General features: G+C 31.7%; 17 protein-coding genes and 1 pseudogene. All 18 read right to left on the minus strand.

All coding sequences use genetic code 11. The features are described from left to right. Nucleotides 1–63: 63 nt before the first annotated feature. Nucleotides 64–1,380, minus strand: coding sequence for a polysaccharide biosynthesis tyrosine autokinase (locus tag C7N65_RS03205; protein ID WP_105993020.1), 1,317 nt, complete (start codon nucleotides 1,378–1,380; stop codon nucleotides 64–66). 175 nt (nucleotides 1,381–1,555) lie between these two features. Further along, nucleotides 1,556–2,356 (minus strand): glycosyltransferase family 2 protein, encoded by an 801-nt coding sequence (locus C7N65_RS03210; RefSeq protein WP_105993021.1) that lies wholly within the window; start codon nucleotides 2,354–2,356, stop codon nucleotides 1,556–1,558. Further along, the gene (locus C7N65_RS03215; RefSeq protein WP_105993022.1) at nucleotides 2,356–3,084 is read right to left on the minus strand and encodes a tyrosine-protein phosphatase; all 729 of its coding nucleotides are present in this window, start codon (nucleotides 3,082–3,084) and stop codon (nucleotides 2,356–2,358) included. Before C7N65_RS03215 ends, C7N65_RS03210 begins: the two co-directional genes overlap by 1 nt. Continuing rightward, nucleotides 3,081–4,517, minus strand: a complete 1,437-nt coding sequence (locus tag C7N65_RS03220) for an oligosaccharide flippase family protein (protein WP_105993023.1) — start codon at nucleotides 4,515–4,517, stop codon at nucleotides 3,081–3,083. Before C7N65_RS03220 ends, C7N65_RS03215 begins: the two co-directional genes overlap by 4 nt. Next, on the minus strand, nucleotides 4,510–5,748 hold the full coding sequence (locus C7N65_RS03225) for an O-antigen ligase family protein (protein WP_105993024.1): 1,239 nt from the start codon (nucleotides 5,746–5,748) through the stop codon (nucleotides 4,510–4,512). The genes C7N65_RS03220 and C7N65_RS03225 overlap by 8 nt, the downstream gene beginning before the upstream one ends. Continuing rightward, entirely contained in the window at nucleotides 5,732–6,832 is a 1,101-nt protein-coding gene (locus C7N65_RS03230; RefSeq protein WP_105993025.1) for a glycosyltransferase family 4 protein, read from the minus strand. The genes C7N65_RS03225 and C7N65_RS03230 overlap by 17 nt, the downstream gene beginning before the upstream one ends. 12 nt (nucleotides 6,833–6,844) lie before the next feature. Next, the gene (locus C7N65_RS03235; RefSeq protein WP_105993026.1) at nucleotides 6,845–7,507 is read right to left on the minus strand and encodes a CpsD/CapB family tyrosine-protein kinase; all 663 of its coding nucleotides are present in this window, start codon (nucleotides 7,505–7,507) and stop codon (nucleotides 6,845–6,847) included. Continuing rightward, a complete protein-coding gene (locus C7N65_RS03240) occupies nucleotides 7,504–8,193 on the minus strand; it encodes a YveK family protein (protein WP_105993027.1) in 690 nt (229 codons plus the stop codon). The genes C7N65_RS03235 and C7N65_RS03240 overlap by 4 nt, the downstream gene beginning before the upstream one ends. A 302-nt stretch (nucleotides 8,194–8,495) precedes the next feature. After that, entirely contained in the window at nucleotides 8,496–9,110 is a 615-nt protein-coding gene (locus C7N65_RS12800) for a glycosyltransferase (RefSeq protein WP_267894442.1), read from the minus strand. Nucleotides 9,111–9,119: 9 nt separating this feature from the next. Then, nucleotides 9,120–9,632, minus strand: a pseudogene (locus tag C7N65_RS12805) (glycosyltransferase WbuB); the annotation flags it as partial. A 127-nt stretch (nucleotides 9,633–9,759) separates the two neighbouring features. Further along, the gene (locus C7N65_RS03250; protein WP_105993029.1) at nucleotides 9,760–10,974 is read right to left on the minus strand and encodes an O-antigen ligase family protein; all 1,215 of its coding nucleotides are present in this window, start codon (nucleotides 10,972–10,974) and stop codon (nucleotides 9,760–9,762) included. An 18-nt stretch (nucleotides 10,975–10,992) separates the two neighbouring features. Then, entirely contained in the window at nucleotides 10,993–11,961 is a 969-nt protein-coding gene (locus C7N65_RS03255) for an ATP-grasp fold amidoligase family protein (RefSeq protein ID WP_105993030.1), read from the minus strand. Nucleotides 11,962–11,979: 18 nt separating this feature from the next. Continuing rightward, a complete protein-coding gene (locus C7N65_RS03260) occupies nucleotides 11,980–13,170 on the minus strand; it encodes a hypothetical protein (protein ID WP_105993031.1) in 1,191 nt (396 codons plus the stop codon). Then, nucleotides 13,167–14,291: a glycosyltransferase family 4 protein gene (locus C7N65_RS03265; protein WP_105993032.1), complete on the minus strand. Its 1,125-nt coding sequence runs from the start codon at nucleotides 14,289–14,291 to the stop codon at nucleotides 13,167–13,169. The genes C7N65_RS03260 and C7N65_RS03265 overlap by 4 nt, the downstream gene beginning before the upstream one ends. A 17-nt stretch (nucleotides 14,292–14,308) precedes the next feature. Further along, nucleotides 14,309–15,583, minus strand: a complete 1,275-nt coding sequence (locus tag C7N65_RS03270) for a nucleotide sugar dehydrogenase (protein WP_105993033.1) — start codon at nucleotides 15,581–15,583, stop codon at nucleotides 14,309–14,311. 25 nt (nucleotides 15,584–15,608) lie between these two features. Beyond that, nucleotides 15,609–16,748, minus strand: a complete 1,140-nt coding sequence (locus C7N65_RS03275) for a DegT/DnrJ/EryC1/StrS family aminotransferase (protein ID WP_415918785.1) — start codon at nucleotides 16,746–16,748, stop codon at nucleotides 15,609–15,611. A 2-nt stretch (nucleotides 16,749–16,750) separates the two neighbouring features. Next, nucleotides 16,751–17,371 (minus strand): acetyltransferase, encoded by a 621-nt coding sequence (locus tag C7N65_RS03280; RefSeq protein WP_105993034.1) that lies wholly within the window; start codon nucleotides 17,369–17,371, stop codon nucleotides 16,751–16,753. After that, nucleotides 17,368–17,964 (minus strand): sugar transferase, encoded by a 597-nt coding sequence (locus C7N65_RS03285; protein WP_322107535.1) that lies wholly within the window; start codon nucleotides 17,962–17,964, stop codon nucleotides 17,368–17,370. The genes C7N65_RS03280 and C7N65_RS03285 overlap by 4 nt, the downstream gene beginning before the upstream one ends. Between the last annotated feature and the right edge of the window lie 22 nt (nucleotides 17,965–17,986).

Consider the following 17,986-nt stretch of genomic DNA (forward strand, 5'->3'; position numbering starts at 1 on the left):
TTCAAACAGCAGCGTCCTTAACGTATAAGTATATACAGCTGCTTTGATTCTTTTGTGATTAGTTTAGGCTTTATTTAAGACAACTCCTAAAATAGCTGCTTTCGTTCTTTGCAGTAATTTTTCAGCCCGTTGTAATGCTTCTGCATGATTACGTTTCACGTCAACCACCATTAATACATTTTTGCTTGCTTTGGCGAATAATTGGGCATCTGGGCTTTCTTCTAGAGAAGCGGTATCAATCACTAACACATCATAACTTTCATTCAATGATTGAATCAGTGCTTGTAATTTGGATGCACTGAAATATTCAGTTGAACGCTTAATCTCATTACCTGCAGTTAATAGCTGTAAATTTGTAATTGTTGTAGATTGAATACCCTCGCTGATTTTCGATGGATGCGCTAAGTTGTCAGCCAAGCCATTATCATTTTTAACATTGAATATAGTATGTTGTGACGGGTGATATACATTACCGTCAATCAACAACGTACGATAACCCGCTTTGGCATACATAGCCGCAAGATGGGCTGAAAGCAATGATTTTCCAGTTGCTGCACGTTCAGAAGTAATCACAACAGATTTCAAGTCATCATTCATAGCAAGATTTGCTTGAATCTGATTCACTTGTTGGAAGAATGCTGTTCGGTCCTCTGCTTTTACTGCTTTGAAATCCATACCAAGTATCTGATTTTGTTGATGGGCTTCATGATGCTTACTGCTTTTAACTTTCTTGATTACGCCTAATACAGGTAATTTCAAATACCAATCGGCTGTACTTTCATTTTTGACTCTTTTGTCTAAAAGGAATACTAATAAAATAACAATCGTTTCTGCAATTGCACCAAAGACGAAACAAATTACAGCAGCTTTCAAAGGTTTCGGTGAAACTTTCACTGCATCTGATGCATTAGTCAAAACAGAAACTTTATCAATGTTCATATATAAATCCGCATGATTGCTGAAAACACGTGCGGTAGTATTCGCAATTGCAACCGCATCTTTTTGGTGCTTGCTTACGACGTTGATATTAATCAACTCTGACCCCGCTTGGTTATTTACATTAATCATACCAGCTAGCGTTTTGGCTGAATATTTGTGATCCAGTTCTTTTGAAACTTCATCTAATATTTTCGATGTTTTAATGACTTCTGTATAAGTTTTAACGAGCTGGCTGTTAGATTGCTGCTGCTGATCTAAGATTTGCTTAATAGTTTTCGTCTGATTGACCAGTACTTGTGATGTAGCTGAATATTTAGGATGAATCAAGAATGTACTGACTCCCCATCCTAAAACGGCCAATATAATCGGAACTATCAGCAATAATTTATAATACTTTTTCAGCATTGCGAATAGACTTGCGATATCAATATTCTTTTCCATGATGTCCTCCAAAGATGTTTTCGAATTATTTTATATTGCACATCATATATTATAGTGTATGTGTCACACTTTTTGTATGTTTATTTCAGCTTAAACACACTGATAATAATGAAATGCACCTGCGCAAATCACTTTACACAGATGCATCTGAATAGATTTTTAAAATTTATACTTATTATTTTTTAAACCGGCTGCGTTGCCACACTCTTACTTTTCTGATTTGATATTTTAAGTTCTCGAATCCAGTGACAAGTAAAAAGGTAGGTCGATTGATCTTTTTATCTCTGTATAAACTTCTGAAGACGAACAAGACACCTTCATGCATTTTTCTTAAGTTGGCTGTTAAGCCGCTTTCACCAAAGTCCTCTTTGTAAGAGAAACACATCACTTTATTGATGAAGACACCTTTTTGGTGATCGCCTAGTATTTCACCCCATAACATCAAATCTTCTACATAACGCATTCTATGTTTGAATGCATATTGCCCATCGTTTTTCATCATAACTGAACGTACTGGGATTATATTTTTGAGTAAAATCGGAATAAGATGCAGTCGTTTAACACTGAAATGTGCTTTATCACTTGGCACATAACCTTCAAATTGTGCAGATTGATGTGCGCTGAAATAAGCATCTGTTGTTTCCATAACTTTCAACTGTACTTCTAACTTTTCTTTTGTCCATGAATCATCTGAATCTAAAAATGCGATATAGTCCCCTGATGCAATAGATAATGCATTATTTCTAGCGTTGCCGCATCCTACATTTTCTTTTAACGAAACGACTTTCACTGTCTCTATTTTGCTTAATTCAGCTAATTTATTATCATCTTCAGGAGTATTGCTGAAGTCGTTGACAATAATAATTTCTTTAGGTTGAACCGTTTGTTCTAAAACTGAGTTGACTGCTCTTTCAATTGTTTCACTCGACTTGAAATACGGAATGACGACTGAAACTGTTTTATGGTTTGTATTCATTATTTTAAATACCTGTAAGCATCTATCTTTTTATCCTGCCATATCCTTTCTGAGTTGTTCATTAAGTAAGCTTTAAATTCTTCGTCTTTAATTTTGTTGTAACATTTATCAATACAAAAGATACGTTTATTATTATTGTGGGCATCGCTGCCGATGAAATGAAACTTTTTATGTTTAATCATATATTTCGCAGTCTTTTTAACATCACGGCCATAATCCCCTAAAATAGAAGCCGCATTCATTTGAAGCAGACATCCCATTTCTACCAGCTGATCAAGCATTTTCGGATTATTTCTGATTTGTGCATTGCGCTCAGGGTGAGCAATAACCGGCACAAAACCTTTATCGACCAATGAAACTAAAATATCCTTAATAAAATACGGATAATTGTCAAAAGGCAATTCCACTAAGTAATACAGACTGCCATTACCGAGATTCAAAAGTTTATCATTATCCCAATGGATATAAAACTTTTCATCCAAATGAATTTCTTGCCCACCTTTGACTGTGATATCAATTCCTGCTTCTGCTAAGTGTGTATTAAGTATCTCCACCTTTTCCAGGATTTCATGTTTATCAGATTCGAAGACATTCGTTTTATAGTGCGGCGTAGTAATAATCTTTCTAATACCGATAGAATATGCATATTCTGCCATTTCTATCGCTTCTTCCAGGCTTTTAGGCCCATCATCTATAGACCAAACGATATGATCATGTATATCAATCATGAAGAACGCTCCCTTCTTAAAATTCCATTGAGGACAATCAGCAAGTATTTATTTCTTAATATTAAGTTACACACCAAATAAAGCATAATACCTGTCATGATTTCAATGAATGTAGTAATAACCGGATGGTGCAGATAATGTGCAACCAGCATAATACTTAAGTACATTACTGCTGAAGCACACAGTGCTTTAATGATATTGCGATAGTCTAATACAATGTTTAATTTTCTAATATCAATCCAACGCCAAATCAAAATCATCATCTCTGCCACTATTCTTGCTAAGCCTATGCCGTACAGCCCGAAGGGCAAGACCAGTACAATGGAACAAATAATATTTAAAATACCGCCTGCAATCAGCGATAAATTATACGATTTCACCATATTTTGCGACAGCAAGTATTGTCGGCTGATCATCATATTCAACGGAATAATCAGCAGCAAAATTGATAACACTGTCATTAAAGGCACAGATTCATAGAATGCTTTACCGAAAAACCATTGATAAAAATCAGGCATAATTGCGACAATGCCGAACACCATAGGAATCGTCAGCATTAATTGAATATGCATGTTGTTTTCTAGAATCCGCTGAATTGAATGGTTATGTTCACGTGTAATTCTTGTTAATCTCGGTATCATCACTAAATCAATCGTATTAATTAAAATAATCGCTACTGTTAAAATATTAAAGGTATTCGCAAATATCCCTACATCTCTATACGACATCATTAACCCTATAATCAGACAGTTAATACTGGTAAAGAGATTCAGTTGGCCATTTGGTAAAAAGTAGGCAAATGATGTTTTCAAAATAGTCCAAACTTCTTGCCAATCGATTGTAATAAAGCTGATTTCTTTAAATACATTGAAATAAAGCGGAATTTGATTAAATACTGTAATCGCCGCAATAATAAATACATAAAGTGCCATATCCGATTGGTCATGAACAAATCCGACTACCACAATTAATACGAGCATCGACATAAGCATATTGATGATACTTGGCAGTTTAAATCTCTCCATACCTGCGTAATACCAAGAAATATCAAAGAATGAACCGACAATGAAGACACCTTGCAAGTAAAAGATCAAGCGGTATTCTGTTATAAAATAATGAATCGTGATGATATACAGTATTAATACAACAACAGACAAAATAGCCTTACTCATAAAGATATTCCAAAATGTCTTTGATAGTTGTGCTTTGTTTGCATCATTTTCTGCAATCAACCGGTTAAAGTAGAGTTGAATACCTAACCCAGAAAACATCAAAAAGTACTGTACGATAGTAAATGAAAATGAAGTAACACCTACACCGCTCGGACCGAAAGCTCTGGAAATAATAGGGATTGTGATAATAGGTGTAATGATGCGGATAATTTGATACAAACCTTGGAAAATCAAATTTTCCTTCAAAGAATTTTTATTCATCCGCATCACCTCTTACCTTGTCTTTCCACGCAGCGTATGCTGTTAATAATCCTATCGCAATGGCCACAAAACGTGAGTTGTTCAATGAAATGGTAAAACTGTAAATAATAATGGCTAAGTATGAAACAAACAGACAGCTGAATACTTCAAAAGGTCGTGTTCTGAAAATACGAATCAGTATCGAAGCTATAAAGCAAAAGAATGCACCAGAGAAGATAATTCCCCACTCGCCTACAATTTGAATATAAGTATTATGTGCTACTTCTCCTACATGATTGATGGTCAACCCGACATGAGAATAATCAAATAAGCCGACACCGAACCCTAAAGTATATTTAATGATTTCCAAACCATTCTCCCATACTGCCAAACGGTTAGATCCGCTGTCATCAATCGCTGATGTACCAGAGAATACAGTCATCATACGTTCAACCGAAGGAATTTGCTTAAATATTTCAAAATTAATAACTTTAAAATTCATAAAGATAAAGACAAATAAGATGAAGATTACAGCAATGACCGCAATATTAAGATAGCTTTTAATAGTAATGTTACTGAACTTGATAAGGAATAATGCCACACTGATAATTATCATAATAATCAATGCTGTTTTAGAACCAGATGAGAAAATCGCACAAACAGCTGTTAAAACTGCTAGAGCTCTCCATACATTATTCTTAATCAGATTGACACTTAAACATAAGGCCACCATTTGTGTTAACGCAAAATAGTTCGGGTCATTCATTAAACCTTGTGCACGGATGTCATCAAAGAAGAAGTATTTTACAATGAAAGCTTGCTGCGTTAAACTACCTAAAATACATATCCACCCGATGACTGCACTGGAAATAATATATGCTTTAAAAAATGATGGTATTTCATTTTTGAATTTCACTAGATTGTATCCAAGTATAAAATACGTAAAGGTAACACTGATTTTAATCACAGAAGCTAATATTTCTTTCATCGTCAAAGTCATATAACTATCTAAAAACAAAATTCCTATTGTGACACAGAATCGATAACAAATTAACAAGACAAAGAATAAAATAAAACTTTTTCCTCGCATTAATTTACGGTAATGCCGCCAAATATGAATGCAAAGCAAAATCAAGACAACATCTGATAATGAAGCATTAAAACTGGCTACTAATGTAGATTGCTGTATAAAGACAGCCAAGCAAATCAGCAATATTTTGAGATAACGATCATGTTTAATAACTTGGTTCATAAATACGTTCCAACTTTTTCATCATTTTATTTTCCGTAAATTCCGCTTCATATTTTTTATACGAAGCACGTGCTTTACTTTGAATAGTTTCTGTATCTAAAAATGATTGCATAGCTTGTGCTAATTCATAAGGCGTATTTTGATTTAATAATATTCCGTTATCCTCTATAAGTTCGCTGATGCCGCCTACATTGCTCGCAATAATAGGTAACCCTTCTGACATTGCTTCAATAATACTGATTGGCAAACCTTCATGTTTGCTCATTAAAATAAAGACATGGTATTGATGCAAAGCTGCTCTGACGTGATCCACATTGCCTTTAAAAGTGATGATGTCATTTAGGCCGAGTGAAGCGGCTAAAGCAATATTTTCTTTGAATGTATCGCCGTCTCCGATAAAAGTCACATTGAACGACTGGTCGGTAGATTCTCTTAATAATTTGACCGCTTCAATCACTGCTTGATGCATCTTTGGATATGCAAAACGTGCCACCATTACAAATTCGACAGGTTGTTGCGGTTTTGTTTGTATCGTTGCTAAAACATTATCTTTCGGCTGTGCAACACTATTATGAATCGTACAAAGTTTTTCTTTGTCAAAATGGTTCAGAAGTGCTAGTTTTCTATCATAATCCGAAACACAAATGACTTTGTCTGTAGATTTCAATAAATACTTTTCAATCAATTTAAAAGCCACTCTTTTAAGAGGATTCACACCTTCTGTAAATGCCCAGCTGTGTGCTGTAAATAATACTTTCGTGTGCGTAGTGTGTGCATAACGTTGTGCTAATCTGCCTAATGCGCCTGCTTTTGAGGAATGCAAATGCAAAATATCAGGCTGAATCAGTGCAATCAGGCTTTCAAGCTCCTTTACACCGAAAATATCTTCTTTAAATAAAATCGGTCCTTTTAAATGTTCTAATTGAATCACTTTTACTTTGTCATTGAATGCATTCAGCATCGGTCCTTTACTTCCAACTGCTACAATTACCTCATGCTTATGAGAGAAATAATTCGCAAGTTGAATGAGATGCGTTTGTGCACCTCCAATATCTGCTTTCGTAATCACATACATTATTTTCATGATGTTCTCCTACTAATATTTATAGTAACCCTGTTCTTGATGTACGCGTTTTAATCTATTCAACACGACGCCAAAGATAAAGATGTTCAATTTATCTAATTTTTGTTTTGCTTCTATTACATCTTCTTTAGAGGTAGATTGGCTGTTGATTACTAGTATGGTTTGATCCGCAAGTGTACCGATAATCAGACTGTCAGTAACCGGCAATACCGGCGGTGTATCAATCACCACAAAGTCATAGTCTTTTTTCACGGTATTAATGATTGTTTCAAATCGTTTGGTGTCTAGTAATTCGGCTGGGTTCGGCGGGATTGTCCCTGAAGGCAATACACTTAAATTACTTTCATCATCAGTAATAATTGTTTCTTCAAGTTCGTTGCGGCCGCCGATTACATTTGATAACCCATGGTTATTGGGTACATTGAAGTATTTATGAATCGAAGGTTTTCGCAAGTCCGCATCAATTACAAGCACTTTATATTCGGACTCAGCTAATGATTGTGCAAGCTGACTTGAAATAAAAGTCTTGCCTTCATCCGGTTTTGAAGAGGTAATCATTATGATATTATCTTCTGTACTATTGCGAGAGAATGTTAAATTCGTACGCAGTACTTTAATTTGTTCTTTAATCATGTCATCAGAACTATGTGCATAAACTTTATTATCGTTACTCATCGTTTTTTACCACCTACATCACTGATTTTCCCTACTACTGGCAGATGCAGTAATGCCTCTACTTTTGCTTCATTATCTATTTTGTTATCCAACATTTTTCTAGAGAAGATAACTATTATAGATAAGAACAATCCAAAGACAATACCAAGCACTGTATTAAACAAAACATTTGGACTTGTAGGTTGGACGACTTGTTCGTATTTGGCTTTAGATAACACAAATAAGTTGTCTACACCCATAACTTGTTTGATTTTGCCTTTAGAAGTTTCTGCTAATGCATTTGCGAGTTTTACCGCATTACGAGGACTTTCGTTTTTAACGATAATTTTAATTAATTGAGAGTTTTCTTCTGATTTCACAGCAATATCACTATTTTCAACTGTTATACCTTGTTTTTTCAGTAATTGTACTGCACTATCTTTCACCTCATCTGATCCAATCAGTTGAGAATATGTTTTGATTAATTGAATGTTCGTTTGAACCTCAGTGGGATTACTGTATAAATTACCTCTATCATTTTTACTTTGCTTAATAATCACCTGAGAGGTAGCTGTATACTGCGGTGTTATTAAAAATTGTGTAATAAGAAAGCTGATAAACCCAAATAACACCATCGCACTCAAGATCATAATCAAGTTGCTTTTTATTATTTGAATTAAGCCTTTCAAATCTAAATTTTTATTCATGATGTCTCCTACCTATTGCGTTTTATCATATTAAATAGTAATGATTATGACATGCACTACTTAATACATTCGTTATTATAACACAATCCTTATTTGAAAAAGTAAAATATAGCCATTAGTTATTTCTATTTATTAATTTTGTATGTATTAAACTTATATTATCCAATGTGGTTCTGCTCCATAAAAAAGCACACCAAAAAACCAGGAAAGACAATTCATCCTTCTTCCCTGGCTTTGGTATACAAATACTTTGTGTATCAATAAATATTAAAGTGTAATGATCAACAACGATGAATATATTTTTACTTCTCTATTATTTCAATTAACTTATTTGTGAGGTTTTCAAAGTCGTAATTTTTAGCAACTTTTTTTGAATTATCCCCTTGTATTTTTGATATCGTTTCATTATTTGCGAGTTTAAGTATAGATTCTGCAATATTTTCTGGTGTCTGTTTACTAACACAAATACCACAATTTTCTTTTTGGATCACACTATACCCTGTTTGATATGTTTGAATAATTGGTCTGCCAGCTGCTAAGTATTCAAATAATTTATTTTGGCTTTGGCCATATTTATCTAATTTTGTACTACGATTGTGTAATATGTTTGCATATGAATTTTTTAAAATATATGGTACATACTTTTTATGAACTTTACCCTTAAATATAATATTTGAAAGATTCAAAGATTCAACTTTTTCTTCCAACTCAGGTCTTTCATCTCCATCACCATATATAAGGAGCTTAACCTTAGATTCTGGATATTTTTTTTCAATTATATTAGCAGCTTCAACTAACAGCGACAAATAATTAACTTGTCTAATTGAACCAGTATAAACAAAGTTTTTACATTCCTTATTTAATAAATCATCATCATGTACTTGAAAATTCTCAGCATTTTCTTCAAACGACTTCAAAACTACACCGTTACTTATATGATAAATTTTATTTTCAGAAATCTTGTTAAACCAGCCTTTGTATTTTATATAATCTCTTCCACCTGGCCATGTCATAATAATTGCATCAGCTTTTTCATAAATTTTCTTTTCAGCTTGATACATAAACTGTGTAATAGGATTACGCTCTTTTAAAATATCATATGCTACTATACTTTCCGGCCATAAATCTCTTACTTCTACTATACATTTCACTTGCATTTCTTTTGAAATTTTCAAACCAGCAATTAATGTTAAAGGATGAACACTTGAAGCTAAGATCACATCTGGTTTTCCATACCTTTTACTATAGGATTTGGCTACACTCAATAATCTTTTAGTAAATGAAAGCATATTGAAAATTCTGTGATGATTATTAGATTTATATGGGTGTGATTTGACAAAAACAAATGGTATTTCATTTTTAACCCTTTCAGCATATAATTTGTTCTTTGTATCAATTATATCTGCCGAATTATGTCTTGTATTTGCGCAAAAAATTGTAACATCATTTCCGCATTTTTTTTAAGTATTCAGCAAACCAGTAATGCCTACCACCCTCGTTAAAATAATTGTCTGTAGCGTAATGATTAATTATCCATATTTTCCTCAAGATTTAAAACCTCCACTTTTAATAACGATTAAGCTGCGTCTCATTTTCTTCAGAGTTAATTGCTACACTATAACCAATTCCAATAATGAAAACTTGTAATAAACCTACAGATAATTGATTTTGGAATAAAGTAATTTCAAAAGATTGATGGACTATAACTCCCATAAAATAACTTGCCGCCAATTTTACAGTAAAACTATTCTTATTTTTTATCATTGCATTCCATAAAAGCAAAAATATAACTGCAATTATAATCAAACCAACATAACCAATTTGCATTAAAATGTTTAAGTACAAGTTATGTGGTGACTGATCATGAGAATATAATTCTTCAGCCATAGTACCTGGACTATAACCAAACCAAGGTTTTTCATTAATTAACTCTGTTAAGGGAATCCATAAATCGTTTCTCCCTGACATTATACTTTTTCCTGTGTGGTTCAGCATCCATTGCTCAATCGGCATAAAGAAATTAAATGTTGGTAATAATGGATATACATAAATAAAAGCAATACTAAGTAAAATTACAGAAACAAAGAATAGAAGACCTACTACCTGTGAAGATGTAATAATTCTCCATAATATAAATACAATTAATGTTACAGCAATACTCAAAAGTATAGATCTAGTATCACTCGCTAAAACAAGTATTAAACTTATGAGGAGTAACCCTATATATATAATTTTCAGTTTCGAGTATTTTAGTCCTAAAATCAAAAAGAACGAAGTATAGAACATGAAAGGGCCTATTAAATTTGAGTTATTATAAATACTAGCAAAGAACCCTGGCATACCCATGACTATCCATATAACAAAATGAAAAAGCACGAAAATTATAACTAATGAATTTAAATACTTTAGCTCTGTAAACCCGATTTTTATAAAAGATAAATATAAAATAATTATCAAGCATGCAACCATTTGTATTGTATTGATTATATCTTTTGCCTCAAAAGTATTATTTGATATAGAAGCAATACAAACCATGAAAAGTAAAAGTATTAAAATTAATATTGATAACTGTGACTTTTTTAGATTTGTTCCCTTACCTAAATAAATTAATACACCAAATGCAGATATAAAAAATGTTAAAAACAAAGCAATTGTTCCAATAATTACTGTAGCTGACTCAGTTGCGTTGAGTGATCCGATTAAAATTAATAAGTACAATATAAATATTACTACTGTTGATATTTTTATTGTGAAACTATTTTTATTTAGATTGTTGTTCATACATTACCTCCTTAACCATCAATGATTAAGTTGCGTTTTCAATTCATTTTCAGGTATTTTTTCTAAATGAATTTTCCCACCAAATTTCATTTCATTTTCTAGTGGATATAATACCAATTGCCCACCATTAGGATGAAATGTCATTTCACCAAAGTATAATTTGTCTTTACTAACAAAAAAGTCGACTCTGCAAAACGGAAATTTTGAAGCAAGATCCTCGGAAACTTTAATCATTTCCGGTAAATATTCACTAAATTCAAAACCATCATCATCAAACTCATTTCTTTTTATATCTATACTCATTCTATTCAAAGAAGTATCATACAAATTTATCTTACTATTTAATGATTGGTTACCCTGACTATCATTAATATTTTTTATTATTCCAAAGAACTCAACTTTTCCTTCAAAAACAAAAAATTTATAGTCAACAAAATCGTCTAAGTTCAAGTATTCTTCAACAAGTATTTTAGGTTTGATATTCTTATAATTCCATTCCCTAGAGTACTTAAAGTAGTTATCTTTCATTGCTGCATCAAATCTACGTTTAGCTCTAGTAAGGTTAGTTTTATTTTTTTCTATTGCTTGGTTTACACCAGAAGTATGATTAGTTTTCAAAAAAACTTTATTAGGCAAGCTATCGAAGTTGATACTATTAAATTCACTATAAGCACCTATTAGAGGCGGAAGTAAGTGACTATATCCATGGTTGATTAAATGTTTTCTCATCAAATATTTATCTGTATATTCTGTCTGAAGATCATTTCTATAATTTAACTTCAACCAATTTACTTTTTCAACAAACATTTGAGGATTTTTTAGATTTAGGTTTATACCAGTATTCATTCTTATATTCAATTTAGTAAATTGCTCATCGCTTAAAACTCTCATCAAACTGACTTTGATTTTACTCATCTTCTTATATAATGCTTGTGTTTCTTTACGTAAAAGGGCTTTTCTTACAGCTACTTTTAAGGTGTTAATCATCATTAACCTCCATATGTTTTATACTTTTAATTTTGAAAAGATATATAGTTGAACAATTAGCTTTATAGAATATGTAACTAACTGTGCGATTGCAATTGCCACTAAACTTTGTTCAATTGTAAAGATTGCAAATGATAATGCAATGAAAAACACTAGTGTCAAAATATCTATCAATGCTTTACGTTGCAATGAATAGTATTTAACGAGAAAACTTCTAATAATATAATCTGCACAAATCAATCCAAACGTTATCGTTACAAATATATATATAGTTTTAATAGATTCTAAGTAATCATTATAAAGGAAATATATCAGAATATATCCAACAAAATAAGAAACAGCAAATACTACCAAACTCACTATTGGAAGCAGTATTAGTACTCGCTTTTTAATGAGACGTGTAATTTTTTCTGTGTCAGCAATATAACTTAGAATAACTGATGAAATCATAGTAAAAGGAAATAACATCAATTTAGTTGGCAGTGTGGCTATATAAAAAACAGATACACTACCAGCACCAATTAGAAAACTAGTAATAAATCGATCAGAATAATTCATTAAAGAACCAGCGCAACCAGAAATCAATAAAAAGGTTAATGCTGAATTTTCGAATTGATACTTTTTTGATTTAATCAATGATAATATATCGATTTTTAAAATCACAAAAACAAAAATGTTAATAACCAGTTCTATAGCAACGAAATAAAGTAGTATATCTCTAACTGTTTCCACATGAAGAATATATAAAGAAACATACATTGAGCTTAATACCAAGTTAACGTATAATATTTTAATAAAATCTTTTTTCACTCTATAATGTACTAGCAAGAACATCCTGCTAGATGTAAATAGAACTAATAAGTATAGAAGCAGGTATTCAACAATTCCTATATCTAATATCAATATTGAGAAAGAAAAAGCTACTGAAATAAGCGTTATATAAGTTAGCAGTTTCTTATAATAAATATACAAGGCATCTTTATTTTCAAGTTCTTCAGTAAAGGTGTTGAACTTTTTTTGATAAAGATTTGTAAAACTTGCATTTAATGTAATAACAAAAACATTAAAGAAACCATATATTATCAAAAATCTACCAAAATCTTCTTGCCCTAGTGATTTTTCGAAATCTGGAAACAAAAATAATTGTTGCACTGCTATAAATAAACCTTGTGACAGTATATTAATCATCATGTCTTTTATAAACTTCATTTAAGAACACTTGCCTTTATTGACTCATATAATTTCTTATGCTGTAATGCGTTACTCGTCCATGAAAAATCTTCTTTATTTAATTGACTAATGTTTTTTTGTATCGAACCGTAATTATCGATAATTTTTTTAGTATTAGTGATCAATTCGTCATTATTAGTAGGTGAAACTGGATAACCTACCAAACCATCTTTAAAATACTTATCAAACCCTTCATTCTTTGTATAGATAACAGGTAGGTTTTGTGTTAGTGCTTCCAAGTAAACTAAGCCAAATGTTTCATTGAAAGAAACCATTGAAAATATATCCATGTCTTTCATAACTTCAATTATTTCTTCCTTATCCTTTTTTCCTAAAAAGACTATATTCTCAAACTCTTTTAATTTATCGTAATATTCTTGTTCAATTACATCTCCAATAACATATATATTGGTGCTCATGCCAAGATTTTCTGATTTTAAGTTTTCTGCTAAAAAACTCAAGTTCTTGTTTTTCATAATTCTGCAAACACATACAATATTTACTTTATCCCCAATTTCTTTGATGTCGTTATTAGCATGTTCTATCCAAAAATCATTTATCCCATTAGGTATTACATATGATTTTTGTAATATATCTGCTTTTTCTCTTTTATCCTTAAACAATTTATCTACAGTGATTTTCTCGTAAGATTTTGATAAGAAAATAATTTTACTAGCTTTCCTCAAAATTTTCTTACCAATCGGCAGCAAATGTTTATAGTATTTCATGTAAAAATTAATATCAGTATTTCTTACAGTGACAACATAAGGCTTATCAAGCTTATAAGCTTGATAAGCATCTGAAAACAATGTATGTGCATGAATAATATCGTACTCACATACATTGATTTCCAATGAGTTAATCCATTTAGTTATTTTATTTTGCTTTTTAAAATACAAAAAACGATCTATTGGCTTTAAAAATTGTTTGTGATAGATTTGTGCGTTATTTTCTACTAGATTACATTTAACATTACTTTCATCTTCAACTTTTCTTGGCATCAAAACATCACTATCAATATTTATTTGTTCCATCTTGCTAATCATTTCACTGTATAATGGTGAGTGTAGGTAATTGCTATTAATATGCAAAACTTTCATAACATCTACCCCTTCCTTTATACAGACCAATAAGTAATATTTTCGTTTCCATATTTTTTAAATCTGTTTTTCAAATCAATAATAATTGAGGAATCATTTTTAAGTAAACTCAAGAATTTTTTGTCATCTAACTTTTTGAATGCATCATGGTTCACGGCATATAGCAGTAAATCAACACTTTCAGTGAAATCATTAATGTCCACAATATCCGCTTCGATTTCACCATTAAAGTTTTCTATATATGGATCAGCTACTTTTGGACGAATACCAAATTCATTTAAAACAGTTATCATTTCCATAACTTTTGAATTTCTAAAATCTGGTGTGTTTTCTTTAAATGTCAATCCTGCAATTAAAACGGTTGCATCAGAAGATTTACCCTTTTTCATCAGTTCTTTAATAATATTATTAACAACAAAAGTAGCCATATTGTTATTTATTTTTCTACCAGCAGTAATAATCTGAGAGTGGTAACCAAGATTCTCTGCTCTATATATAAAGTAATATGGATCTACACCTATACAGTGTCCTCCTACTAATCCTGGATAGAAACCTAAAGCATTCCATTTAGTATTCATCGCTTCAATTACTTCATGTGTGTTAATTCCCATTAAATTGAAGACCTGTGATAATTCATTCATGAAAGCAATATTGATATCTCTTTGACTATTTTCAACAACTTTTGCACTTTCTGCTACCTTGATAGTAGAAGCTTTATGAATTCCAGCTTTAATGACCTTACCATAAATATCTGCAATTACATTCAACGATTCATCATCAATCCCAGATACTATTTTAATAATATTCTCAACAGTATTTTTTTTATCTCCTGGATTTATTCTTTCAGGAGAATATCCAACTTTGAAATCTTCAATTACATTTAATCCAGAAATATCTTCTAATAATGGAGCACAAACCTCTTCAGTAACCCCTGGATATACAGTTGATTCATAAACAACATAGTCTCCCTTTTTTAGATATTTTGCTACTAATTCTGTTGCACCTTCTATAGGTTCTAAATTTGGAGTATTATCTTGTTTGATAGGAGTTGGAACAGTAATAATAAAGAAATTAGCATCCGCCAAATCCTTTTCTTCTGATGTAAATTTCAATGTTGTATTCTTTAATACTTCTTCTCCTACTTCTCCAGTAGGATCAACATGTCTTTGATATTTATTAATTTTATTTTTATCAATATCAAAGCCAATCACATCAAAATGTTTTGCAAATGCAATAGCTAATGGCATTCCAACATAACCCATGCCGATTACTGCGATTTTTGTCTCTCTCATCTATATCCCTCATTTTTAAATATTATTATTTTAAAAGTTCTTTGATTTCTGTGATTACTTCTTTAACTTGGTCATTTGTCATATTTGATCCTGACGGTAAACATATTCCCTCGTTAAATAACTTTTCAGCATTATCAACATCAATATAAACATAATCATATGATTTATAAAGTGGTTGAAGGTGCATAGGTTTCCAAACTGCTCTAGCTTCAATGTTTTTTCTGTTTAGTTCTGTAATTAATTCATTTGCTGAAATGTTTATTTTTTTTGGGTCGATAGTTAAAGCTGTTAACCATCGATTCGATTTACTGTTTGATAATTCTGGTTGAAATTTAATGCCATCTATTTGACTTAATTCTTGGTAGTACATATCAAAAATTTCTCTTCGGCGTCTTACACGATCGTTAATCACTTCCATTTGACCACGGCCGATACCTGCCGATATATTACTTAATCGATAATTAAAGCCTAACTCGGTATGTTGATAATATGGAGCCTTGTCTTTAGCTTGGGTAGCTAAAAATAAAGCGTGTTCAATTCTTTCTTTGTTATTAGAAAGCAGCATACCTCCTCCACTAGTAGTAATTATTTTATTACCATTAAAAGAGAAAATGCTAAAATCACCATAGCTTCCACTCATGTTTCCTTCATAAGTAGAACCTAAAGATTCTGCTGAGTCTTCAATCAAAGTAACATTATAACGTTTACAAATAGAAGAAATCTCATTAAAATTTGCAGATTGTCCATATAAGTTAACTACTAATACTGCCTTAGGCATTACACCTTTTTCTTCGTATTTTTTTAAAGCTTTTTCCAAAGCTTTAGGTGACATATTCCAGGATTCTACTTCTGAATCTATAAATACTGGAATTGCACCTTGATACAAAATCGGGTTTGAAGTTGCACAAAAAGTAAGGGATGAACAAAATACTATATCACCCTTTGATATGCCCGCTTCAATTAGCGCTAAATGAATAGCCGATGTACCACTTGCTGTAGCTAATGCATAATCCTTACCCACATATCTTTTTACATCGTTTTCAAATTCAGTGACATTCTCCCCTAACGGTGCAATCCAATTATCATTAAATGCTTTATCTATGTAACGAGTTTCTGTCCCTCCCATATGTGGCGTTGATAAAAAAATTCTCTCTCTCATTATCATCATTACTCCTTAATAACTTTTGCTGGTGTTCCTACTAATGTAACATCGTTCTTTGTATTAGAAATTACAGTGGAACCTGCACCCACTAAAACATTTGATCCAATTCTCACATTTGGAATAACTGTAGCATTTGCTCCTATTTGTGTATATTCGTCTACTGAAACATTCCCAGTTAATACTGCTCCAGGGGAAATATGAGTGAAATCTTTAATCAGACATTCATGTTCAACTACAGAGCATGTATTTATTATTGAATGTCGACCTATTACAGATTCTGCATTGACAATAGCACCAGGCATAACGACAGTACCATTCCCCAAATTAGCAGTTTCACTAACAATTGCTTTGGGGTGAATTAAAACAGGAAACTTTTCATTTGGAACATCAACTTTTTTGAAGATATCAGCTCTGATTTTGTTATTGCCAACTGCAATAATAAAGTGGTAATTTTCTTGATAAAGTTTAATGTTTTTTAAATTATCGTAAATCATATCATTTTTGACAAAATATTTTTCGATATTATCATCTAAATAACCAGAAACTTTATAAATTCCATTAGCGTTAATAATGTCTTTAATTACTTTTGCATGCCCACCGTTACCAATTATTAATAAATCCTTCATGATTCAAGTCCTCGAAACTTTTCCATTGTCACATGATCTCTTGCATTGATGTCTTTTCTATATAAAACATTTATAAATGTTTTATATAGAATGTACATGTCTAATTTTAAAGACTGATTTTCAACATACCAAACATCCAATTTGAACTTGGCTTCCCATGAAATCGCATTTCTCCCATTTACTTGTGCCCATCCAGTGATGCCTGGTTTAACTAAATGGCGTTTTTTTTGTTCATCTGAGTAAAGTGGCAAATATTCCATTAGTAATGGTCGTGGTCCTACTAAACTTAGTTCACCTTTAAGTACATTTATTAACTGAGGTAACTCATCAATACTAGATTTGCGAATAAAAGTTCCTACTTTAGTCATTCGTTTTTCATCAGGAAGTAATTCGCCCTGTTCATTACGTTCATCAGTCATAGTGCGAAACTTATATATATCAAAAGGTTTTTCATATAAGCCAGGTCTTTTTTGTTTAAACAGAACCGGTCGTCCCATCGACTTAGCAATAGCAATTGATGTGCCGAATAATACTGGTGCGCTCAGCAATAGAATAGAACCACTAGTAACTATATCAATCATTCTTTTTAACACTACGTTTCCCTCCTATCCCTCA

The sequence above is a fragment of the Staphylococcus simulans genome (assembly GCF_002994445.1).
Classification (GTDB): domain Bacteria; phylum Bacillota; class Bacilli; order Staphylococcales; family Staphylococcaceae; genus Staphylococcus; species Staphylococcus simulans_B.